Annotated in this window: 25 protein-coding genes; 3 read left to right on the forward strand and 22 right to left on the reverse strand. The window is 33.3% G+C overall.

Annotated features, from left to right (window positions below; genetic code table 11):
* Window positions 1-191: 191 nt before the first annotated feature.
* The 19 genes from hchA to QE109_RS12815 all read right to left on the reverse strand — a co-directional run bounded on the left by hchA (window position 192) and on the right by QE109_RS12815 (window position 20,950).
* Window positions 192-1,043 carry a glyoxalase III HchA gene (gene hchA, locus QE109_RS12725; RefSeq protein ID WP_281094914.1) on the reverse strand — a complete coding sequence of 284 codons (852 nt, stop codon included), beginning with the start codon at window positions 1,041-1,043 and terminating at the stop codon, window positions 192-194.
* A gap of 20 nt (window positions 1,044-1,063) precedes the next feature.
* A complete protein-coding gene (locus QE109_RS12730) occupies window positions 1,064-1,972 on the reverse strand; it encodes a N(4)-(beta-N-acetylglucosaminyl)-L-asparaginase (RefSeq protein WP_281094915.1) in 909 nt (302 codons plus the stop codon).
* 41 nt (window positions 1,973-2,013) lie between these two features.
* Window positions 2,014-3,318: a type II toxin-antitoxin system HipA family toxin gene (locus QE109_RS12735; RefSeq protein WP_281094916.1), complete on the reverse strand. Its 1,305-nt coding sequence runs from the start codon at window positions 3,316-3,318 to the stop codon at window positions 2,014-2,016.
* Window positions 3,315-3,665, reverse strand: a complete 351-nt coding sequence (locus QE109_RS12740) for a helix-turn-helix domain-containing protein (protein WP_281094917.1) — start codon at window positions 3,663-3,665, stop codon at window positions 3,315-3,317. Before QE109_RS12740 ends, QE109_RS12735 begins: the two co-directional genes overlap by 4 nt.
* Before the next feature lie 683 nt (window positions 3,666-4,348).
* Window positions 4,349-5,305, reverse strand: coding sequence for an NAD(P)-dependent alcohol dehydrogenase (locus QE109_RS12745; protein ID WP_281094918.1), 957 nt, complete (start codon window positions 5,303-5,305; stop codon window positions 4,349-4,351).
* A gap of 58 nt (window positions 5,306-5,363) precedes the next feature.
* Complete coding sequence (locus QE109_RS12750) at window positions 5,364-5,933, reverse strand: Crp/Fnr family transcriptional regulator (protein WP_281094919.1); 570 nt, start codon at window positions 5,931-5,933, stop codon at window positions 5,364-5,366.
* Window positions 5,934-6,017: 84 nt separating this feature from the next.
* A complete protein-coding gene (locus QE109_RS12755) occupies window positions 6,018-7,100 on the reverse strand; it encodes a glycoside hydrolase family 5 protein (RefSeq protein ID WP_281094920.1) in 1,083 nt (360 codons plus the stop codon).
* Window positions 7,101-7,135: 35 nt separating this feature from the next.
* Complete coding sequence (locus QE109_RS12760) at window positions 7,136-8,230, reverse strand: VanZ family protein (protein ID WP_281094921.1); 1,095 nt, start codon at window positions 8,228-8,230, stop codon at window positions 7,136-7,138.
* 234 nt (window positions 8,231-8,464) lie between these two features.
* Window positions 8,465-9,529 carry a protein kinase family protein gene (locus QE109_RS12765; protein ID WP_281094922.1) on the reverse strand — a complete coding sequence of 355 codons (1,065 nt, stop codon included), beginning with the start codon at window positions 9,527-9,529 and terminating at the stop codon, window positions 8,465-8,467.
* A gap of 93 nt (window positions 9,530-9,622) precedes the next feature.
* Complete coding sequence (locus QE109_RS12770) at window positions 9,623-11,713, reverse strand: oxidoreductase (protein ID WP_281094923.1); 2,091 nt, start codon at window positions 11,711-11,713, stop codon at window positions 9,623-9,625.
* Between the two features lie 71 nt (window positions 11,714-11,784).
* Window positions 11,785-12,492: a DUF4386 domain-containing protein gene (locus QE109_RS12775; protein WP_281094924.1), complete on the reverse strand. Its 708-nt coding sequence runs from the start codon at window positions 12,490-12,492 to the stop codon at window positions 11,785-11,787.
* Between the two features lie 9 nt (window positions 12,493-12,501).
* Window positions 12,502-13,425 (reverse strand): NAD(P)-dependent alcohol dehydrogenase, encoded by a 924-nt coding sequence (locus QE109_RS12780; protein WP_281094925.1) that lies wholly within the window; start codon window positions 13,423-13,425, stop codon window positions 12,502-12,504.
* 196 nt (window positions 13,426-13,621) lie between these two features.
* The gene (locus QE109_RS12785) at window positions 13,622-16,237 is read right to left on the reverse strand and encodes a helix-turn-helix transcriptional regulator (protein ID WP_281094926.1); all 2,616 of its coding nucleotides are present in this window, start codon (window positions 16,235-16,237) and stop codon (window positions 13,622-13,624) included.
* Window positions 16,238-16,304: 67 nt separating this feature from the next.
* Window positions 16,305-16,727 carry a GFA family protein gene (locus QE109_RS12790; RefSeq protein ID WP_281094927.1) on the reverse strand — a complete coding sequence of 141 codons (423 nt, stop codon included), beginning with the start codon at window positions 16,725-16,727 and terminating at the stop codon, window positions 16,305-16,307.
* Window positions 16,728-16,982: 255 nt separating this feature from the next.
* Window positions 16,983-18,014, reverse strand: a complete 1,032-nt coding sequence (locus QE109_RS12795; protein WP_281094928.1) for a serine hydrolase domain-containing protein — start codon at window positions 18,012-18,014, stop codon at window positions 16,983-16,985.
* 166 nt (window positions 18,015-18,180) lie between these two features.
* Entirely contained in the window at window positions 18,181-18,510 is a 330-nt protein-coding gene (locus tag QE109_RS12800) for a hypothetical protein (protein ID WP_342637144.1), read from the reverse strand.
* A 163-nt stretch (window positions 18,511-18,673) separates the two neighbouring features.
* The gene (locus QE109_RS12805; protein WP_281094929.1) at window positions 18,674-19,423 is read right to left on the reverse strand and encodes a CPBP family intramembrane glutamic endopeptidase; all 750 of its coding nucleotides are present in this window, start codon (window positions 19,421-19,423) and stop codon (window positions 18,674-18,676) included.
* A gap of 23 nt (window positions 19,424-19,446) precedes the next feature.
* Window positions 19,447-20,406 (reverse strand): alpha/beta hydrolase, encoded by a 960-nt coding sequence (locus QE109_RS12810; RefSeq protein WP_281094930.1) that lies wholly within the window; start codon window positions 20,404-20,406, stop codon window positions 19,447-19,449.
* Window positions 20,407-20,410: 4 nt separating this feature from the next.
* Entirely contained in the window at window positions 20,411-20,950 is a 540-nt protein-coding gene (locus QE109_RS12815; protein ID WP_281094931.1) for a helix-turn-helix domain-containing protein, read from the reverse strand.
* 245 nt (window positions 20,951-21,195) lie between these two features.
* Here QE109_RS12815 and QE109_RS12820 point away from each other — a divergent pair, with 245 nt between their 5' ends.
* Window positions 21,196-21,813 carry an HXXEE domain-containing protein gene (locus QE109_RS12820; RefSeq protein WP_281094932.1) on the forward strand — a complete coding sequence of 206 codons (618 nt, stop codon included), beginning with the start codon at window positions 21,196-21,198 and terminating at the stop codon, window positions 21,811-21,813.
* 57 nt (window positions 21,814-21,870) lie between these two features.
* Window positions 21,871-22,446 (forward strand): TetR/AcrR family transcriptional regulator, encoded by a 576-nt coding sequence (locus QE109_RS12825; protein WP_281094933.1) that lies wholly within the window; start codon window positions 21,871-21,873, stop codon window positions 22,444-22,446.
* Window positions 22,447-22,510: 64 nt separating this feature from the next.
* On the opposite strand, the gene QE109_RS12830 is transcribed toward QE109_RS12825, so the two are convergent.
* Both QE109_RS12830 and QE109_RS12835 read right to left on the reverse strand, forming a co-directional pair.
* Window positions 22,511-22,882, reverse strand: coding sequence for a VOC family protein (locus QE109_RS12830; RefSeq protein ID WP_281094934.1), 372 nt, complete (start codon window positions 22,880-22,882; stop codon window positions 22,511-22,513).
* Between the two features lie 23 nt (window positions 22,883-22,905).
* Entirely contained in the window at window positions 22,906-23,337 is a 432-nt protein-coding gene (locus QE109_RS12835; protein ID WP_281094935.1) for an SRPBCC family protein, read from the reverse strand.
* A 150-nt stretch (window positions 23,338-23,487) separates the two neighbouring features.
* On the opposite strand from QE109_RS12835, the gene QE109_RS12840 reads away from it, so the two are divergent.
* Window positions 23,488-23,613, forward strand: coding sequence for a hypothetical protein (locus QE109_RS12840; protein ID WP_281094936.1), 126 nt, complete (start codon window positions 23,488-23,490; stop codon window positions 23,611-23,613).
* 377 nt (window positions 23,614-23,990) lie between these two features.
* Here QE109_RS12840 and QE109_RS12845 read toward each other — a convergent pair whose 3' ends face one another.
* Window positions 23,991-24,284, reverse strand: a complete 294-nt coding sequence (locus QE109_RS12845) for a hypothetical protein (RefSeq protein WP_281094937.1) — start codon at window positions 24,282-24,284, stop codon at window positions 23,991-23,993.
* Between the last annotated feature and the right edge of the window lie 287 nt (window positions 24,285-24,571).

Consider the following 24,571-nt stretch of genomic DNA (forward strand, 5'->3'; position numbering starts at 1 on the left):
TTTGTCATGCTCACTTTTCAAGAATAAATCTAAATAAAATTCTAGTCTTATTTACTTGACTTCATATAGTTAGTCTATGACTTACAAAATCACGTTATTCGAGTGATTATTCCATACATACCCAATCTGACTGTGGAGTATGCAAAAGCTGAACATGATATTTATCTAGATAATCATAGAACTCTAAATCGTTATAAATTATTCAAAAGTGTAGTTGCAGCAAGTTTACCTAACTCATTTGAAGCCAGTGGACTCGCACCAGTAATTAATCTTCTATCTATACATACCGTTTTATCAGATTTTGTGTTGACAATTTTCGCTCCTAGTGAAATGAGACGTTCATTTAGCGCGTAAGGCATTTTCCCCGGTAAATAGCCAATCTTCGGTGTCATCCGATCTACCGAATCTGGAAACACAGCCATTTGATATCCATCGAAAATAAATTTTTGATGATTCAATGCTGTTGACAAAAAAGCTCCTGGTCCATGACAGAGACTTATAATATACAAGTCATTTTTAAATGCCCAGTTTAAAACCTTAGCAACATTCTTGTCTTCTGGGAGGCCTAATAAAGCGCCATGTCCGCCTGGTATAAATACAGCTGCATACGATTCAGTTTTATTTAACAACTGATTCACTTCAGCCTCTAAACTAATAGGTTTCATAAAGCTATTATTATATTCCTCGAAAATAGATTGAACATATTTATCATTTTGGGGGAAAGCCCACATTTCAAAAACCACTGGTTTTCCAGTCGGTGTGGCTATTTCGAATTCAAATCCTGCATTTTTAAGATGAAGCATCGGTAATAAGGTTTCAACAGGATGATTCCCAGTAGAAAAAAAAGTGCCATTTGCCATGCCCATATTTTTATCTTCTGTTAAAATTATCAATATTTTTGACTTTTCTCCTTGATACTTTTGATAAGCAATATTTTCAAAATCGGTTTTATTGGCAGTAGCCAACTTTAAAGACATCTTTGAAGGACTATATGACCCATCCGATTCAAGTGTTGAATTAAATCCAAATATTTTCTTTAACATGTTAACCTCCTATAGTATGTTTATAAGTTTGCTATAGTATATGTTGTCTTTTTTCCATCCTCATTGTTTGAAATATAAATTTTGGGTTCATGTTGGTCAGATGCCACTACAAATGGAAATTCCACATTTGTACCAACGCCCCACTCCCCTTGGTTATTAATGCATACCAGCGAAATCGCTCCAACTACACCATTTTTCCGCTTTAGCTTTTCAGAAAAATCATTCACTGCTTTGTCGGCAGCGTTTTGTGGCGTATATCCCTCTTCCATCAGTCTAACGACTTCGTATGATAAACATCCTTTCATTATATCTTCACCAAGTCCAGTTGCAGTTGCGCCTCCGATTTCACTATCGACAAAATAGCCAGAACCTGGAAGTGCCGAATCACCTATTCTACCAGGTTTCTTCATAAATAAACCACTTGTAGAAGTCGCCGCAACCATCGATTTATTATGATCTATAACAACCATCCCTACTGTATCATGACCGTCATAAGGACTAAGATTTTTCTCATGAATCTCTTTCATTCTTTCTTTCCATGCCTTATTTGAAAGCTGAGTTAGCATATTTTTTCTCTCAAATCCCTGTGTATGGGCATACGCCTCAGCACCTGAACCGACTAAGAATATATTAAATCGATCTTCACTTAATTTTTTAGCTATTGATACTGGATTTGCATAGTCTTTTATACTTGCTACGGCACCTAACCCCAACGTATCACCATTCATATAGGCTGCATCTAGTTCTACAGTTCCTACATTGTTAGGGAGTCCACCATACCCCACAGAAGTATACAAAGGATTATCTTCAACGCATTTAATTGCAGTTTCAATGGCCTCTGATGCACTGCCATTATCTCTTAATATTTTAGTAGCTTCGCTGACACCTTCAAACGCCATACGCCAAGTTGCTATGATTGTAAAGCTCATTTTTTGGTCCTCCTTTATAATAAAAAACAACAGATTTACAATTATTCATTCAAAAACGAGTCCATCCTATTAATTTCCTTTTCAATCATGTTGATTGTATTTTCTTTGATATTAGCTGAACGCGCAATCGTTCGCCACTCTTTAACAGCACTGTTTACTTCTTCGATGATTTTCTTGCATTTATACCTTGTAAGGTCCATATTTTGACCACATGCAATCATATCTTCCATCAATATATTTGATTTCTTTCCATTAATCGTCATTTGATGTGCCTGAAGCCATTTATTACCTGAATCACTTGCAAATGTTATATCATAAGCTGGAGATAACGACCAAATCCCATTTCTATCCATTAGAAATGAAATATTCTTTACATGATCATCCTGATTGACTGCTAAAACATTAAATACCATTCTTCTGAAAAACTGTTCTATATCGCTACTTGGTAAACCCAATCTTCTTGCAGTTAAAGCTGCTAATTCATAGCTGCATAGTCCAGGTTCATTATAGTCAATATGCATGAGTGCCCCTAATGACTGCATATGCAACTTCTTGCCATCCACTCTATCAAATCTCTTTGTCATAAAATGTTTGCGACTGCCTTCTTCAAGCAACTTACACTCACTCATCACAATTCCCGCTTCAAGTGCCATTTTATAATACGCATATTCAATCAAAGTGTATTCTACAACATCTTCAAGATTATGATCTCCATTTTTAGTGACGCCATCAAACTTAATTAGCCAATAATCGTACCCATCGTCTAGATCAACCTGCCCAGAACGGATATCTCCTGTTTTTATATTGTAGGCGATGACAGCTTTTGCTCTCGCACCACCTGCTGATGTTCCAAGCTTTAAAAGTTGTTTGAACTCAACTTCATTCTGTGATGATAATAAAATATTTTCTTTCTCAGCTAAAACTGCTGAAGCAAAATCCACTAATCTTGCAATACTTATTTTATCATCCTGATTTCCTAGTGCGTTAATTGCTGGGACATATTCCAGTGCACCCATTCCACGTTTTCCTGTATAACATAAACGTTCTATGACATTAAAAGATTCTGGTGTTCTGCCTTCTGATGCAAGCCACTGATCGATCACTGCATTGCCGAACTTGTCCGGCAATGAATCTGCAATTAAGCCTGGAACACCTTTAAAGGCTGGTGATACCAATTCAGGAAACTCATATACTCTATTTGATAAAGGCATCTTAATTGGCGATACCTCGATCCCCATGTTCAGAAAGTTCTTATCATATTCAAATGACACATACTTTTTGCCTTCATCTAAATGAAAGTAGCCTACCGTTGTTCCCCAAAGCAATACGGTCGCAGTATTGTTCATAGGTTTTCATCTCCCCATTTAATATCAGTCTTGGTTTGTTTAGATACTTTTGCACTTACGCGTTTTCTTTGTGGTGGAATCGATTTATCTTTCAAGTAATTTGAGGGTCTCTTATGAGGATCTGGAACGAGCATGTCAAGATTGGCATCTAAATCAAGTGCTATGAGTACCTTTATAAGGTTTCCAAACTGTATATCTTCACCATTTTCCATACGCGAAATACTTCGTTTAGCTATGCCAGATTTAAGTGCTAACTCCTCTTGTGACAAAGGAAAATCTATTCGATATGCTTTGAGTCTAGCACCAATTTCAGTTAATGCGCTATGAGAAGTTAAATATTTACCCATAATATCACCTCTTTCTTTTTTCAGTTAACTTTACTATAACTATATTTACATTATATTCTCACTTGAATTAAATAGCAATATTTTACACCATAAGAATTAAAAAGCGATTTAACAAGTCACATTTGGCTCTTAACACCAATTCATTCGGATTGATTATATGTTGAAATCGACATTAAAATAGACTATATAAGATTGGTTGGATCTTATATAGTCCATTTTGGAAAACATACCACCATGCAGTAATTATTGCAAAGTTTTTTTATTTTCTGGGGAAATAGTAAGATAATATAATTACGTTGATACTAATTACCCCCATCCTGCGTACTCATTCAAACTTCAAAATGCATTCCATAGGCTTTAACCTAAGATTTCTTTCCTTGAATAATTAACAAGGGGCGCTTTCTTGTTTCTTAACATGGAATACCCTGAAGTGTACAATAATTGGATCAGTGTATATTTAGATCAATGAGAGCATTGTATCCTTTATTGACATGAATCTGAGACAATTTAAAGTACTACCTAATTCGTTACTTATTAGATAGTCCTATTAGAATCTCACATTCCTACAAACCAAACCTCAATCCCACTCTTAACCAAACTCTCTATCTTCGATCGTTTATTCCTAAAATATAGTCTGTCGACATCAAAGTACAAAACCACTTAGGTGTAAAGTTCTTAGAATACTAAACTTTCATATTCAAAACAACTGCTCCTGATTTTCTATTACCTTCCACATAGTGATGGGCTTTTACAACTTCATCATACTTATAAACTGCATCAATTAAAGGATTGTACACTCCTATTTTGACTAATTCTATGATATGCTCTAAATCTGATGATTTTGATTTAGTCACATCAAACATAAATTTCTTACCATTTTCTTTATTAAAAAACTGTCTAATGATGACCCCAATTCTAACAACAGTTGTAATATAATTCCCGTTTATTGCCAAACAAGATTTTATAACCGACAAACTTTCCTTTCCTACCGTATCTAATATAATGTCAAACTGCATTTTATAATCTGAAAGGTTCTCAAGGGTATAGTCAATCGTCCTGTCAGCACCAATTCCGATTACAAATTCAACACTTTGGGAATGACATACCCCAGTTACATGAGCGCCAATACTCTTCGCATACTGTACTGCATATGAGCCGACCGAACCCGCTGCTCCTATTACCAAAACTCTTTTTTTTCTTGCAATTCCAGCTTTAGTTAAAAAATACTTTGCTGATAAGGAACCAAAAATTAAAGATGCCGCTTCTTCATGAGTCAAACCCAATGGCTTTTTAACAACGACTGAATTTTCTTCTATAGCAATATACTCTGCATATGTGCCTGATTTAATGCCTAGCGAACCCAATATTTCATCTCCAACTTTATACTTTGATATGTTTGCTCCAACTTGTACTACTTTACCAGAATAAGCTGTTCCCAGTATTTTCTGTCTGGGTACTATTGGACCTGCAAAAATTCTGGCTAACAGAGGGGTTCCACTTCTTAAATGACAATCACCAGAATTCACAGTAGTGGCATATACTTCTACTAATAGTTGGTGATCATTAAAATTCAAATTATCTACTTCTTCAACTTTCAAAACTCTTGGTGCTCCAAATTTATGATATCTAATCGCTTTCATAACGGCCTCCTTGTCTTCCTAATATAATTATATGCTCACAAAAAAAAGATTCATTGACTTAAGTCAATGAATCTAACCTCTTTTTTATCCTAGAAAATGATTCGGGGGTAACACCTAAGTAACTAGCAAGTTGATGCTGAGGTACTCTTTTAATCAGACTGGGTCTGTTTTGTAATAGTTCTTTTACTCTATCTTCTGGCGAAAGCGCTGCAAAGGAATAAATATTTTCATTGATTTCACCTAATCTTTCGCCTAACATTACTGTAGTCATATCCTTTAAGTCAGGATATGCTAAAAACATATCACTCTTAAGTTGCGTTTTACTATAAATAAGTATACAATCTTCTGAACAAATTATACTATACTTAGAAACTTTATCTTTAGCAGTTTCGTTAAATACATTTACCCATTGACCTTCTTCGTAAAATTCACTTGTTACATCATCACCTTTTTCATTTATCCTATATTGTCGCAAACAACCACTAATTACAAATATGCAGTGATTAGACGGCTCACCTTGGTATAAAATCATAGATCCTTTTTTAAACCGCTTAACAGGTAATTTGCTTACAATTTCACTGATTTCTTCATCTGTAGATTGAATATAGGATTTTAGTACTTTTTTCAAATATGCGTCCGCTGATTGATCTCTGATAGTAAACACCTCCCAAGCTATCACCAATACTCCTTTTAAATAGTTACGCTACATCCTCTATTTTCCTCCAATCCATTTTACGAACCACAGTCCCCATGGCGTTAAATCCGAGTCATTCCATCCCGAAACAGTTTTAATATCCGATTTGATCAAAGCGGACGTCTCTTCTTTATTTGATAAGTTCCATGCAACATATCCAATTCCATGTGCGTCTAAAAACTCTAACCAAATCGCACCCTGTTCATAGTCGATTTCTCCACTGCCCGAAGCATCGCTGATACCAAACTCACTTACGATAATTGGAAGCCCCAATTTCAATGCTTCGGAAAGTTTTTCTCTCAAGCCTTCTTTATGAGTTGCCGCATAAAAATGCAGTGCATATAAAATGTTTTCTTGATTCTCAATGGGATCATTTGCAACTAAATCCACATCTTGTGACCACGTAGGTGTCCCCACTATGATGAGCGCATTTTCATCATTTTGACGGATGACATTAATAATCGACTCTGCATAAGGTTTAATATCTCTTGACCATGTGACATCGCCATTTGGTTCATTGCAGATTTCATAAAGCACATTTGGATTGTCTTTATACTTCTTTGACATTGCCTCAAAAAACTTAATGGCTCTATCTTTTGAAAGATTTGGGTTGCCATCAGATAGTATGTGCCAGTCGATGATCACATATAAATCGAGTTCAGTCGCATATGCCACACCCTTCTCAACAAGTGCATGAAGTTGCTCATCATAGCCTGCATTAGGATCGGAGTACATAGCAAGCCTAACGACATTAATATGCCAATCATCTTTCATTGTTTTAAACGTATCTTGCGAAACATATTCAGGGAACCATTGAATACCATGTGTACTCACGCCCCTAAGTTGAATCGGTGTACCTGACTGATCGACGATTTGTAGCCCATCTAGTTTAAGCCTTCCATGTTTTAAAACAGGATTATTGCCCTCTGAAAACGTTTCAGATGTTAAAGTTTCAGTTGTAGTCGTTTCAATTTCTATATTTGTTGATGTTGTCACGTCTTCCGTGGACATTATGTCAGCTCGTTTACAGCCGGCATTTACAAGCATCAATAACATCAATAACACTATAAAACCATTACGTTTTAACTTTACTCGAATCACAAAATTCACCTACTTTCATCAAAAATACACTATGATTACTTAGACACAGCTAATTGTGTATGACTCATTTTTTCATAAAAAAACCGATCTTTCTTCATACTGTTGAGTATAAGATGAACCAAAAACATGATGTCAATAACTGCTAAAATAGCCACTGCAAAAACAGTCATCCAAATACTATATGGATCTTGCAATGCAACCAAAATATCAATTGCTTTTCCAAGCACTCGTATAAGTCCAAAAAAACCAAAATATAAAAGACCATACCTGATAAAGGCCTCTTTAAAGGTAAGTTTTTCACCAGCACCTTTTACTTTAGTTGAAGTGAGCCATTTGCCCAGTGTTCTCCCATTTGTTGCTGTAACAATAAGTATAAAATACGTAAAATACACTGCAGCTTCTATTAGTAGGTTATCATAAAGACGTGCAAATAAACCTAATGCAAACCAATCAATTCCAAGTGCAAGTGTCCGCCTAAATAAAGACACCCGCATTGCTTCTAAATTCACATCATTATCAAGTGTTGAGGGCTTTGGTAAAAAAAACGTGAAGAATGGTGCGAATATATAGCCAAACGCGCCTCCCATTGTATTTAAAAATAAATCGTCCACATCAAACAAACGATAAGGCGCATTATACATTCCATATAAACCTGTAAGCTGTGTGACTTCGAAAAAAAGTGAAAGTAAGAGGGTCAATATAATGGTCTTCTTAAAACTATATTTGAAATAATAACGTAAAAAAATACCAAATGGCATTAACATCAAAATGTTAAACGCCGCCTGTAGAAAAGTCCTTTCTGTCAAAAGGTTTTGATACGTCTCAGGTACGCGGACATCAAAATTAGCTTCACGCATCAAATCTGCTACAAAAGTAAACGGTACCAAATTATAATACGGTGCGTCTTTTATCATCGTACTTTTTATGTCTCTAGAAGCCGGAAGTGGTAAAATTACGAGATAAAAAGCAACGATTAAAAAAAGTAAAAAAGAAAACAAAATAAAAATTCTAAACTTATTGATGTAACCATACTTTTTATACTGAAATATTGCAAAAGGCAACGTAAAAACAAAAGCGAACAGTGGAAATGTTAGAATTGCGATTTTGATGGGAAATAAGTAAGTATCCATGATGTCTCCTAATTAAATATTGAGTGACTTTTCAATACTTAAGTATACCTTTTTTGTGTTTATCATAACACACTTTTATTTAGGTTGAGATTCAACACAATGATTATATATAGTTTATGTAAAAGAAAGCACTTTTTTCAAATTTTGATAGGCAATCTGAAAGATAATGTCGAGAACATCTTGCCTTAAAAAATTTAAAATGAGTGCTTTAGTATAATGATTATCAATTACTGCTTATGAATGCTGATACATAATCGCATTTTCATGAAAGGACTCTAACTCTTGTAAAAACTTTTCCTTTTCAGTGTGGTCTACAAACGTTGCTATTTGACGCCATGTATACTGATTCGTAAGCTCTTTTAAATGACTAATTCTTAATAGGGTATCTGGTGTGCACGATTTTCCAGAAAGGTCATCATGAATATCAAGCAAATGTGATCTTAGAACTTCTTTTAGGTATAACGCCTCTAATGCATCCATATCTGCTATGCCATCACGCCATTCTTCAATAATGTTTTGAAAGTGTACCAACACTTGTTTATTCGCACCTTGACTTTCTAGATATGCATGATGATCTACATAACTTATGATGCCTGCCCTTTTAATTTCTTTAAATAGGTTTAAAGTTTTATTTTTCCCATTTTCTTTCTCATATCGATAAAGTGCCAGCATCAAATACCTTGTTTCAAGTCGCTCTAAAGCATGGAATCTCGGTTCATTTAATCCTTCTGAATTATAAGCAACCAGTGGATCAAATTGATAACAGTAACCAAAATCAAATAATTTAACTTTTTTATCTTTTACTAGAATATTTCCACGACTTAAATCCCATTCAAACAAACCAATCTTTTGCAAATCAAGTGCAATATTGATCGTATCTTGAATCCAATCTATATCCAGTGCTTTGGGATGGTTACCATCAATCCATTCCGAAAGTAATATACCTTTCCTATAATTAGCATATATTGTTTTGACAATATTGTTTTGAAAAGAGGCAAACTTCCATTGATTTTCTATAATTTTTGACCGGCAGATCAGCTCATTTAAAAATGAAAGTTGTCCATCTATATTTTTTACCTTACTTGTTTTCCTTTTTCTTTTTAAATTGTAAACAGCGTCTTTATTTATCTTAAAAATAACACCTGTAAGCCCAGACTCTATAATTTCGCTGACGAGTTTACTGTTCTCATCAATATTTTCCAATTCATCAATTTTAAAATTTGTATTTTGTAGCGTCCCAATAATATATTCTTCATTGCTTTGATCAAATGATGCTAGTTCTCTTTGTCGAATGTTCATTTTAGTCTAATCTCCTTTTTTATAATTCACACCAATTACGCCAATTAATATTAAACTTGCTCCAATGTAATGCTGGTAGCTGCACTGTATACTTTATTCATCTTTCGGTACCCAATCTTCAGTATTGATAATGATATCATGCAACGGATCTGGTATAAATTGCTCGTGTTTTCTTAATGCGCTATACGTTTTGTATGGAACTTGATTTTTTTCCCATTTTTCAATAGTCTTTCCATCTATCAATAATTGTCTACCAAGCGCTATCAATTCCACATCGTATTCATATAATCGTTTTGCTGCTTTTTTTGTATAAATACTTCCAACACCTATTAATGGCTTTCTTGAGTTTATGGTGTCTTTAATAACTTTAATAATCTTTCTTGTATCACTATGCGCTCTAATTGATGTCTGTTCAAAATCGCTTAAGGATATGTGTAAATAATCAAGATCAAGACCACTAATTATATCGATGAACTTAACCGTTTCTTCTAATGAAATACCCGGTTCAGAGTTTTCTTCTGGTGAAAACCGATAACCAATCACAAAATTTTCAAGTTTCATTTTTTCACGCTCAGCTAAGCAAGCCTTTATAATTGCAAGTGGAAACCTCATTCTTTTTTCAAGACTCCCACCCCACTGATCCTCTCTCCGGTTTGAGTGTGGTGAAAAGAACTGTTGTAACAAGTATGTGTTTGCGCCATGAATCTCTATACCATCAAATCCAGCTCTATAGGCTCTATCTACACAGTCTCGAAACGAATTTATTGTATTTTCTATTTCAATCTCAGACATTGCTCTTGGAATGTTCTCAATCTCTCTTTTACCTGGAATAGGAGAAGCACTAACAGTTATCCCATTAGGCATATCATGCGGATTTCCTTTTCGGCCTGCATGAAAGACCTGTAAAATCGCCTTCGCACCTTGTGACTTGATTGTTTTTGCAAGCTCAGTCAAAGATGGCAACATCGTATCATCCCCTGCAAAAAACTGACCAGAAAACCCCTTGCCGCTTGGCTCCATGTAGGTTGTTGCCGTAATAACCATACCTACTCCACTACTCCTAAACTTGTAGTATTGGAGTTCTTCTTCGGAGACAGTTCCATCAGAATTTGCACTCCAAGTTGTCATCGGCGCCATGACAAAACGATTTCTTAGTAACAATTTACCGTTTAGTTTATACTCAGCAAACAATTCTTGAGCTACTTTATTTCTAGCAATCTGACCATATAGTAGCCCCAAATCACTATTTTTATGCATCAAATAATTTTTATGCAAACTATAAACCAATTTGTGTGTGTGTTCATCCTTTGATTTAAGTGCTTTCTCAAAAACCAGATTCCAATCAGTATTTTTCTGATCAAAGCTAATTTTGTTAAGTTTTTTACAGTTCGTCGATAAATATGCTATTTGTAAATGTAGCCAATGTAATTCTATGGCTTTTTTTACATCTAAAATATAGGGGGACAACACAGTCAACGCATGAGTTGATGTAAACCCGTGAAGCATTGTAAAATCTTCAGTCATGGCATAGATTTTCATGGTTAATTCGCTAAGAGCATCTTCAGTCTTGTAACTTTCTGGTAATTTTTTCAGCAGTCCTAGCATATTTTCATCTTCAGAAACCTCTTTCATTCGTCCGATAATTAAAGATTCTTTAAACTTCTTTTTCTTGAAGTATTCACTTTTTGATAATGTTTCAATTGTTTTTAGTGGTTCTTCTTCTAATATCTGATGCTTATCAATATTGAATTTCTTATAGCTATCAGATAAATAAGCTAATGCTCTGCCCACTTCATCACTGTTGTCACTCTCAACTGCATATGCCAATCTTATTAAACCATGAAAAGCATCACCTGAAGAACCCTCAAAGAGCATATCAATATATTTTTTTACGACTTCTTGAACACCATTTGAATTAATCTCAACTTTAAAGTATTGTATTAGCTCACTATAATATTTATTTTGACCTAAATATTTTTCTAAGTTATCAATAATAAATTTAGGTTCATCAATGGATTTAATTTTTTTATCCTTTTCATACCAAAACGCATAGTCATAGATATCTTTTACGTCCATACCAAGATAATGAAGTGCATAAGCTGTCATTGGTAAGTGGTTTGTTAATCCGCCACTATAAGTTGGCATTTGATTGCCAATTGAATCTATTAAGGTTTTAAAATTCATAAACATAATTGTATACTAAAAATAGTATAACTCTCCCTTCTATAAACGATTTGCGAGACACTTGAAAAATTCTATCTCTTATAAAATGACTTTTTCCTGAAACTAAGTCTGATTAGTCCAATGGCAATTGCAAACTCAGTAACAATCCAAATCAGCATTGATACGTTAGACCCTGTATACATTTTGAATTGTGGAAAAATAAAATTCACAATACTGTCTGCTACATATAGCGTACCTGACACGCCAATAAAAAACACTACTATTTTGTTAAAATAATCTGTTTGTCTAAATTGAAGTGCAATAACGATCAGATATAGACCAAAGAAGACTAACGCTAAAAAGTAACCATACCTAAACATCTCAAGTTGATAAATACCCAATATCTGCGAAAATACAGGCTCTATTATATCATTTTTAAAATATAATAACGCTGTGTGCATCCTTTGTAAATTCATTGCCAACAATACGGATTGAATCATCCTTAAAATTAATCCAGTCATAGCTAAGGTTTTGTTTAGATTTCTAAAGATCACATAAAGCGCTATTCCAACAGTTATATCGAGTAGTACCATTAACAAATCACTAAAGAATCCAAGTCTAAATAAAAGTTCATTTGAAGTTATGTTACTTACAGTTTCTGTCATGGTGCCTGTAATAAGTGAGCTTCGAACAAATAACTCAGCAAATAAACCTAGTAGTATTAAGAGTACATAAGATATTCCACCTATTCTTGCAGCCTTTTTAATCGTTTGATCGCTATCAAAGTTTACCGTTTCCATAATTACCTCCTAATTTTCAAAATCAATTATTACTGTACCTACTTTAGCTCCAGACTTCACTCGATCCAGTGCTTTACTCACTTCTTTCAGTGCAACTCTACTATCTATTACTTCTCTTATGCCACCTACTGAATATAACTCAAATAATGTTTCAATATCCTCTTTCTTAAAGCTTGCTATTCCCATTTTTATTCTCACGCTTTTTACTAGCCAGCTCTTTAATAGAGTTCCTATCAATTCAACGCCTACATGAGTGGTTATAAAATCAGAGTCTTTAGACATATGCGCAACAGTTCTATGCACATTCAGTTTACCTACAGCATCAAAAACGACATCAAACTGGTCCAGATATTCCTCAATATTTTCTTGAGTATAATCAATACACCTATCTGCTCCAAATTGTTCAAGAATCGCAAAATTTTTAGCGCTACTTACTGCAGTTACATTGTGTCCATAAGCCTTCATTAATTGAAGGGCTAAAAGACCAACTTCACCTGAGGCACCATTAATTAATATCCATAATTTTCTGTTCATACTAGCCAGTTTTTTAAGAAAATACAGCGCGGCACTCCCACCAAACAACAGCGAAACAGCTCCTTCATAGGAAATATCATCAGGAATTTGATGAATGATACTTTCATTACTTACACATATAAATTCAGAAAGTGTACCATTCTTATGAAGTCCACAAACTCGGTCTCCAATGTTATACTCATCTACACCATTACCTAAACTGACAACTTCTCCAGCATAAAATTGACCAACAATCTTATTTTTTTTTGAACCCATGCGCATCAGTGCAACATCACCTGTAGTCAAAGGAACCTTTTTCACTTTAACTTTAATTTCATATTTTGCAGGCTGAACATCAAAAACTTCTACTAACGCGAGTTCCTTATCATTGTCCTTGTCAATGACACTTATAGCTTTCATATTTCACCTCTTTTCAAATTTTTATACTGATACCTTAAAATTTCTTACATCATACCGTATTGCAGATGTCATAAACTACCCCCTTTAGTGGGTAAAAAAATAAAAGACAAGCAATAAAAAAGCCATAGACTAAACATAGCTTGTTTAATCCATGACTTTGACTTTGTAATTTCTAGAATAATAGTTATTCTTAGAATTATTTTAAGAAGCCTAATTCTTTTGCTTTCACAATGGCTTGAGTCCTTCTATTTACGCCCAATTTTCTATATATACTTTTATTGTAACTTTTTATAGTTTCTTCTGATAAATATAATTTACCACTAATCTCTTTATTTGTTAAACCTTCGCTTATACATAGAAAAACATCCAACTCACGCTTAGAAAGTGGTTCTATTAAGCCATTATTTGAATTTGAATAAATTAGACTTCCACGGCTAATTGGAATGTTTTCAATAATATTCTCTATAGAATACAAAATAAAAGGTAACTGGTAGCCTTCTAAATTAGCGTATTTCTTACTTAACTTATAAAATTCTAGGCGCTTAATGTCATTTTTCTCATAGTGATAACAGATGCTTAAGAGCAAATTAAATGTTACCATACTGCTTACTCGTTTTTGTTGCTCGAAATGTTTTATGTTTCTAACTAGAAATGCTTTTATATACGCTAGATTAAGCTTATCTTTATCATTGGCCTTTATCTTATATAAAGCGGACAAAACTAATAAAATTGTGGCATATTCGGTTATAAAACTGCTTAACTCATTTTCATGAATATGACTTAAAACAAGTCCTGTTTCCTTAGTTTGTCTCAGTCTCATAGCCTCTTCTAAATCTAATGTTGTTAAATATTCTGGGATCGGACTGGGATTTATCACCATACGCAATTGCGCAATAGTCTCATAAGCTTCTTCATACATATCTTGACTGATCAACATGCGTGCTTTAAGTTTCAGCATCTTATATTTCCAGTCATCAAGCGCACAAATACTGCCACTTTCCTCACTCAATCTCAGTTTCTCATAAGCTAATTCTAAATCTCCTTTATAAAAAAACAGCTTACCTCTGAATAAGTCTAGACTTGCATTTAGTATTTTTAATATACTATTTTTATCTACTCTACTAGACACTAAGTTTAATAAAAATTCCGCTTTTCTAAAATAACCGAACTCACAATACAGTTCAATTAAAGTTAAATCCACTAGATTATATACGAGATCATCTTTAAGATACTCTTTGCTTTTGATCAATGACTGCTCTGCAAGAAGGAATTCTCCTTGAGCCCAATACGCACACGATTGCAACGTATAGATTACACCTACATATTGAATGCTGATTGATTCATATTCATTAAAAATTTTGTGCACTATGTCGAGTGTTCCATCATGCTGATTATTCATGGAAGCAATATAAATCTCTGCAATTTTACATGACAAAGGAATTGTTTGGGTTATTTCTGGGTACGCTAAATAGTTACACTGTGTATAGATATCAAAAGATAAATTAAATTTTGCTTGAGCTAACTTTATATTTCCATCTTGTAATAGCGACCAACCCAACCCCAAATAAATGATCGGATTATCTGAGTAGGTCTCTAAAGGAAGTTTTTCAACTAGTTCTCTCCAGCTTTTGTGCTCCATTTTAACATCTACATCCGGCCATATTTCAGACAATAACTGCACCGCTTTAGAATACGCTTTAATTTGTATATATTGGTTTATCGCATCTAAGAACATATCATGCTGTTCATACCAATCTGCAATTATTAAAATAATTGATTGTAGATTAACCATAGATTGAGTTTCAAAATACTGTTGCCGCGTTATATCTAAAGCTTCTTTGAACAAATGATGATACCGATAAGTGTTCTCCTTTTCAAGTTCAACTAAAAACAAGTTTTTTTTCTTCAACTTAACTAGAATTGATTCAATACTAAGTTTTGTGTCATCCATGATTTTTTCACAAATAGATATATTAAAAAAATCAAGTACCGAAGTTCTATACACAAAATCAATGATGGACTGATCTTCAAAAAGTAGAATTTCATCAATCATATATTGCTTAATTGATGCGATTTGTTTTGACTTTAACTCATTGTGAATGGTTTCCCCTTTTACTACAAATGAAGACATCAACTGAACACCGAATAGCCACCCTTCTGTTTGGCTATAAATAGACTCAACCAATTGAAAATCACTTGTTTTAGGACTCAGCATGTTTAAGTAACTTTGAATCTCTTTCTTCGACAAAGCCAAATCACTCAACCCAATCTGAGTGACGAAGCCTTCTAGGACTTTAGTTATAGGTGGAAAATGTTGTTCTTCCCTTGATATGACAACTATCTTTAAATATTGATTCTTTAAGCTTAAAAGCCTATTAAGAAAAATAAAAATATCATTGTTATTTAGTGAATGAAAATCATCAAAAATAAGATAAAAATCATATTTAATATTTAAAAATTGACTTAATAGGAATGCACTCATGTTATATTCGGAATGATTGAACATCTTAAGTACACCCAGATATTCTTCTTCACTTATAATTTCACTAGAAACTAACCCTCTCAATAAATAATTATAAAATCTAATCAAATCATTGTCAGTTGGATCAAGTGAATACCATAAATGTGGATACTCCTTTTCACTCACCCAATGACTGATTAAAATTGATTTACCGGAACCGGCTGGAGAAACAACTTGAATTACATCATATACGGGATTTTCATCTAGCTTTCTTAATACTTTTTTTCTTTTAATCCAGTTCAGCGGCAATTGTGGCTTCGACAATTTGTTCTCATAAAACCATGTATTCATCAAATCGTCCTTTCATATATTAATAATAAACCGCTTCGCAACCAATGTTGAAAAGCGGCTATTGTATTTATTTATCTGACAATTCATCAAACATTGGCAACTCATCAAACTTTGGTACGTTCTCAAGTTCAGTGTCCCAGCTTGCTCTACTTGCATAGAAGATATGTCCTTGTGGCACTATGTTTATATCACTATTAAGACTTCCTGCGGGAACTACAAGTAATTTTCCCTCCATTTGTATATTGGGCAATGCAGATCCACAATTTGTACAAAAACTTTTTATATGACCTTCTGAACGAAAATTGAAGGTTTTAACTTTTTCTTTACCAGACAACCATCTTAACTTGGCTGTAGAAGAAAAAAGGTTGGCAGCATGTGCTGAACCTGTATCTTTACGGCATCGCTTACAATGACAGAGATAAAAATTTTCAAAATCTCCTTCTACTTCAAAAGTAACATCACCACAAAGACATGATCCTAGATATTTCATAACAAAACTCCTTCCTATATGATTCTTTGTACTTTTGATCCCATTGGTTATTCTTATCTCTAAGTATCTATAAAACGAAAAGTGGCTATTTTGTTTTTCTTTAATTATACCTAGTGACTGGATTTTTGTCTATTACTCTCACTTTGATCAATAATTCCGAATCTATTCAATTCTAATTCAAAAAAAAGCCCCAACAAAACTAATCTTCGTCAAGGCTTGATTCTATTTAAGTACTATTTGGATTCTATTTTGATATTATTTTGATAATATTTTCATAATTCTATTATAAAGTATCTCAATTTTCGTCCATGAATCACCACCACTTGTATTAACAAATAATATAACGACAGTATCTCGTTCTTTATCATATCTCGCTATACTCTGATACCCTGGTAGTAATCCCGTATGTTCATACACATATAGTTCAGAATAGAGGGTTCTTTCGCTCTCTGTCATCAACGATCCATCATTAAGTGCTCTTAAAAATATACCAACATCTTCAGCAGTTGCAACCATTGAGCCACCAGGAATTGTATAATCACTGAGTTTCAAATCACCATCATACCCTACATCATAGCCACTCATCACATTTTGCTGATTCACCTCTTTAAGGAAGCTAAATGTATTGGTCAGATTCAACGGTTCCAAGATTTCTTCTTTGATATATTGCTGATGCGAATACCCTAAAGCTTTATCCATAATCTCACCGATTAGCAGATAGTTGGTATTGGAATATGCGTATTTACTATCTGGAGAAAAATCAGCTGACATGCCAAGAACTAGCTTTAGTGCATCTTTATTACTTATTGGCAGATTTGACCAAGGAAACGCTTTCAATTTAATAAAATCTGGGATACCGCTTCGATGCTTTATTAGCATTCTTAATGATATTTTATCAGAGAACTCAATCTGATTTGCGTATTCTGGCATAAGCGTACTCAAAGTATCGTCAAGATTTAACCGTTGTTCATCGATAAGTTTCGTTGCTGCAACCGCAATATAGAGCTTGCTTATGCTAGCAATTTTGAATAAAGATTCTGGATCCGTCTCAATCTTCTTATCCCTATCTTTCCAACCGGCGCTATAAAATGATGCCTTTCCTCCTTGATTTACATATACGATAACCCCATCTAGATTATGATTTGTCACTGCGCTTTCTATATCCATTTGTATCGTTTCCGATAGTGGTGATGCCCACATTTTCACGATTCCCCATGGGACAAAAGCTAATGAGACTATAAGCATGACAAATGTAATTATTCTTATTATCACTTTTTTACTTTTCATTCAATCAATCCTTTCAATAAATATCACCAAAATTTTGGAATTCTGGACCATTTGTGAGATCAAGTTGTTTTATATTGTGTATGTTGTGTATGCACAATATATCACTAAATAATAGGATTGTCAAACGAAAGTATACAAGTACTTACTTTAGTGACATTTTGCAAGGCTACATCTGGATGGCTGTAATCCAAAAGCATGCTGCTCCAATAAACGAAAGTGGAGTCATAACATTTCTCTCTTTTTTACTTTTAGAAATAAGATTCATAATCGTATTCAGAGATAGATAAGCAGCAAAAAAGAAACAAATAGATTTAGTTAATCCCAAAGAAAACATCAGTGGAATGATTCCTCCAGCCTGTAAAACAATAAAAATGGCAAAAATCTGGATAACAACAGAAACTATTGCCATGATTCTAAATTTAATTGGTAGGATTTTATATTGTCCTCCCATTGTAAATTCTCCAAGTGGAAATCCTAAAGCAACTAGAACTGTCAAAACAGCAATACAAAAAATATTAATGCACCTAATACCGCGAACATAATATATGCCTCTCTTTCTTCTAAAATAATTAAACACTAATCCAAGTACTAGATATAAGTTATGTTATAAGAATTATAACCATAAATATTCGGATTCAATCAACAACTTAGCATCAAACTTATACAAGTGCTTGCAATACCATAAATGCAATGCTTAATTTGGTCAAAGTATTGGCAATAACATGCAAAGTAATAACGAGTTTAATATTTCCATACTTCCAATAAGCTACTGCCAATATCAAACTAGAACCAAAAATACCAAAGAAGCTATAAAAACTGTATGCATGATAAATTGTGAATAGAAAAGCGTTTAAGATCGCTCCATAAATGCTTTGAATTGGCATATGCTGCAATAAATAGCCTCGAAAATAGATTTCCTCAATAATTGGCACTATGAATGCCGTTATTACCAAGAATGCAAAAACAGTTATATAACTTAACATCTTATTCGAAGAAGTAAAATCCTCTAAACCATCAAACACAAACCATTCTGGCAGATGAAGAAGTTTTAGTAGCTCTTGGTCAAAAAAACTCAATACAGATATCAAAACTGTTGCAATCACTAAGAAGCCCAGTACCAAACCTACAAATTTCAGTTTGGTTAGTTTTTTATCTTGATTTAAGATGTTCCCCCATATATGTCTAAGTGGAATGCTTTCCCTGATGCAGATGATGCCAAGTTCAAGACCACATGTAATGAGAGCCAATACACTAAATGTTAAAATCGGTGGAATCCCATGCGTCTGAAGTATTGGTGTTAGACTGATAAAGGTCATAAATAAAAATAATCCAGGAAGCAGATGTAGTACAATTGATTCAATCAATTTGTGCTGAGTAAAATTGTTTATTTCTTTATTTTTTTCATACATATATCTCTTCCTTTCCATAGCAGTTATACTATAAGTTCGTTTCTATGTGCCCACTCTTTAATAACATGAACGAGTTCTTGATGCATTGGTTGATTCAACTCAGCTTTGTACTGTTTTTTAACATCTAATACGCTCAGTTTTCCACTAAATCTTTTTAACATATGGTCCATATTTTCTATCACATAGATCTCCATATGCTTAGAATCTAATTCAGATAAAGCATCTAGATTCCGATAATCTGTTTGCACATCTTTATCCCCCGTCACTGCTAGAATAGGAATTGTCTGATGATTCAACTTGTTGATTAAGTCTTGATTAGAAAATTTCAAATGTTCTCTAAGCCATTTTGCAGGAAAGTTCATCAACTGGATGCGTACAGTATCTTTTGTACTTTTACTGATACGCTCAAAAAGTTTCTTTTGCTTTTCAATAACCGATTTTTCACTTAGTGCAAAGCGTAAAAACTTACCTTTTATTCCCTTAATTTCACTCACTTCATCCAGTAAAAATCTTCCTTGTTCCTCCATACTTGTTTTCATAGAGACGCCTGCGCCAGAAATCAATATCAATCCCGCTACAGATATAACTTCTGCTGATAAAGTTGATAGAATACACCCTTCACTATGGCCAACTAGAATAACCTTATCTGAATCCACATAGGATAGCCCTTTTAAATACTGGACACATTCAACAACGTCATCTACCATATCTACAACACCGACTGCATTTGCTTTACCTTCACTCTTTCCTATGCCTCGTTTATCATATCTAAGGGTGACAAAACCTAATTCAGTTAAATTTTCCGCTAGATTTTTATAGATATTCATCTTAAAACCAAACCCATTACCATCGCGATTCAGTTTTCCAGTACCTCCGATTATCACTGCTGCTGGGTAAGTACTTGATTTAGAAACGGGTCTAGATAATGTTGCAGCAAGTTTAACTTGGCCATGAATTGTTACATCTTCCATATATCTTTCCATAACGCTACTCCTTTTCTTCTGTGGGCATAAATGCAAATGAATACTTTCTCAATCGCCTGCCTTCTTTTGATTCTTGATTATTTGCTTGATTGATTAATTGATACATATTAGTGATAAACACATCACTTTCCTCATCTGTCATATACATAGGGATACTTCTTAAGCCTATTTTATCCGCTTTCAAATCGAACTCATCCTGCTTTAAATATTCGCCAAAATCCATGAGTATAGACATTGCAAAGGTATAACAGACATTGTACAATTGATCTCTATCTTTCTCATCAACTATCTTATTTATCGTATTTAAAGGGTTATTTTTTATTTCATATATTTTTTCATAGACGCCTCTAATCTTATTCTCACCATAGACACCCAAGATATCATCCTTCATCATTTTGTTAAGATGTCTATATAAACTTGCTGGTGGTACATCAGAAAGTTCTTTGGCAATCTCAGCTGTTGTTGCCTGTTTGTTCATTAGGACAAATTGGAATATCTTCATGCGTATAGGATTAAGCAATCCTTTTAATATTTTTTGATCCATGGCAGTGCCTCCAAATTCCATTGCGCAAACATTATCATTTTTGATAATGTTATCACTTTTGATAACATCATAGCACCAATGATAACCAGTGTCAAATCAATGATGTTATTACATATCTTAATGGATATAACAACTTATATTTAACATATCCTATAAGAAGCTCCTATATAGTTGACAATTTGCAAAATAGGGTTATAATGAAACTGTATTAGTTTTAATAGTTTCATTATTGAGGAGGAAAAAACATGTTAGAAAAAAAATCATTGGTTTCAAATTTAATTATTGCAAGTTTGATGGGAATTTTATTTTGGTATATGAGTAGTGGTTTATCACTTATAGTCACTTTTGTTGTAGGGGTAATTTTTGTCTTTGGTCTGCTATTATACTTATATAAAAATCAAAATTTAGTGTGGGAAAAAGACAAAATGATTCAACTGTATTTGATAATGTTGAGTGTCCAATTTGTGCACTTTGCTGAGGAGTATGTGACAGGATTTGCTGAAAAATTCCCGCTACTTTATGGCGGTGTTCCGTATAGTGATAACATGTTTGTTATCATAAACATGGTTTCATATTTTATATTTACAATAACAGCAATGTTAGTCCTCACAAGAAATAATTACCGGGTTATGACGCCAATGCTATTTTTCATAGTATATGGTGCAATGGGTAACGCAATCGCACATACTGTGTGGAGTATTTATTTGGCAGGTTATTTCCCAGGACTTTATACAGCTCAGTTATACTGGATTGTTGGTCCATTAATGCTCAACAAAGTAATCGGTGATTGGAAGAAAACAATAGGATTTATTACCCTTTATGCAATTGTTTTATCAAGTATACTAATTATATTTATAAACTAGTTTATACTGCTTAATTTTGCTATAGTATAATCAGGCGAAATGTTAGGGAGTTAAAGCATGGGAAAACAAAAAACATATAAGAGAATCCTTGAATATTCAAGAAACATTTTTTTTGAAGTTGGATATTCAAAAGTATCTATGGATGAACTCGTTCATGAAATTGGAATGAGTAAAGCTACTCTATACAGATACTACAGTTCAAAAGAAGAATTATTTGAAGCCGTTGTTGATGACTTTTTTGATGAAATTGAAGAAGAAATTTATCATATTTTAAATACTAACCTATCAAGTGATGCTATTATTGAAAAATTTATTTACACCATGAGTAAAAGATTAAGTATTATTGATCCAAATGCTGCATATGATATTGAGAAAAGTACCCCCTTGCTGTTCAAAAAATTCTTGGAGAGAAGGAAAATAGCCATTTTAGATAATTTAGTAAATATACTTGAAAATGGCAAAAAAGAAGGGATTTATAGATCTGATATATCGTCAATTATTGTTGCCAATATTATACTAGCTTCAATCGACCAATTAACAAAAAAGGAATTTGTGATAAATAATGAATTTAGTTATAGTGATATATTCGGTAGTGTGATCAGCACCGTCATTGACGGTTACAAATTAAGATAAGATCTAAAGTAAAAAAGACACTCACTATTCTCTATTAAATAGTCAGTGTCTTTTTCGCTGTATTTTATCTATGTTGATCTACTAAAATCGGATTGCCGTCAGGATCATTAATTACAAAACTACCCGGCCCTTCTGTGTTAATTTCCACTTCACTTTCAAACTGAATTCCTTTTTCTTTTAATTCTTTTTGAATTTCACGAATATCTTTAAATGCATCTAAATTTTCTGCTTGATCGTTCCAACCTGGATTAAAAGTCAACATATTTTTCTCAAACATGCCTTCAAACAAGCCTATAGTAACGTCACCATTTTGCATAATAATCCACTTTTCATCTAATGCTCCACCGAAACGCTTAAAACCTAGCGTTTCATAGAATGCCATTGACACCTTAATATCTTTTACTGCTAAACTTAACGAAAATGCTCCAATTCCCATATCAATCTCCTTTCTTACAAAATTCAATTTTCCAACTCAGCAACTATTTTAAATGCATTCATATCTTTTGTTGTCTGCTTAACAAACATACCTTTCATTAAACCAAAGAATTTCATACATCCTGAAAATTGAAATTCATGTTCGGCTATCCAAAGCACTTGATCACCTTGGTCAACAAATCTATTTCTAGCCCAGTTCTTGACACCTTTAGTTTCATACAAAAAATCAAACCGATCTGGTAATTCCTTTAAAATTATTGTTTCAATAATTTCAGAGGTTTTGCCATTTGACATATAAGATAACCTACTTCTGGAACCTACCTCTCCGGGTACACCTTCTAACACATCTAAAGACTGAAAACTTGGTTGCCACTTTTTCATGAAATCCACATCTTGAAACAGAACTAACATTTTTTCTCTTGTTATGTCAATTTTTAACTCAATTTTGTATTTCATCTTTTACCCCCAATTTTCTTTATATTGAAATTATTACCCAAATGAAATAATACCTAAACTCCATATCAAATCATTTGAATGAAAGCGCAATGTTTTGAAAATTGCTGTTTTTGCAACAATTGATTTGTAGTGTGGGATTATTTTAATTGAATGAACCTTTTGATGGTAAGACGATGCATATCAAAATATCCAGAATTAGATGCGCATTTCAAGAAAAGCAAAAGTGAAACAACTTCTCAGTCTCTCATGAGATTTGAAACTGAACCAGGCGAGTAAGCACAGTTAAACTGGAAAGAGTCTATGAACTTCACTTTATGTACAGGTGAAATCATGAAAATCAACCATCTGTTTAATTCTTTGACTATAATAGTCCACTTCACTTTCATTGACTATTTTAATAAATTGAATTGAAAACACTACGCTATTGGTGAACTTACCAACTCCTTATTCTTGATGACTTTTGTAAAGGCTTCTACCATTTTGGCGCAACCTCTGGTAGTAACTAAGAAAATTAGCGAAAATAAGTTTGCACATTACTACTTATTACTCACTTAATAAATAAAATATGATAGTTTATCAGGACAGTTGCTGTATAAAGTAGTCTAATTTAGTCTACTAAGAACAATAGTTCAATTTTTTTACTAATAAATGAATTACAGATAAAAAAATAAAATTAGTGTACTTGAAATAAATAGTTTAAAAGCTGTTGATAATTCAGAATTATTGTTCTTTCTATTTACAAATAATACACCATAATGTATTACTATAGAAATTGGTAAGGAATATACTTCTAGAAAAATTACCATTAAAGCAACAAGTTCTAGATTTCCACTATCCTTAAATAAAGTTAAGATTAGTTTGAAAAAACTAACCAAATACATTTGTAAAATTACAATTAGTAAACTTTTTTTCTCGTTTGTCCAATAATTAATGTTCTTTAGTTTCATAATTTTACCACCTAATTAATTTATAATGCCTAAGTGATTTCCTTGTTCCTTTAATGGTTTCAGGGGACTTCAATTATCGGAATTCCTATTTATAGAGTTTGAAATACTTTCAATTACAATACATTCAGTCGCCTTGCCCTTCACATCTATGCTGATAATTGTTTTTCCGAAATATGAACAAGAATTTCTTTCACAGTAAACTCAGGCGTATTACAACTACTAATTTTTGTAGTTCAGCTATTGCAAAATAATTTTTTTTTGATTTACCAATGATGCTAAACTTCCAA

Origin of the sequence: Fusibacter bizertensis (assembly GCF_029914245.1) — a bacterium.
GTDB classification, from domain to species: Bacteria; Bacillota; Clostridia; order Peptostreptococcales; family Acidaminobacteraceae; genus Fusibacter_C; species Fusibacter_C bizertensis.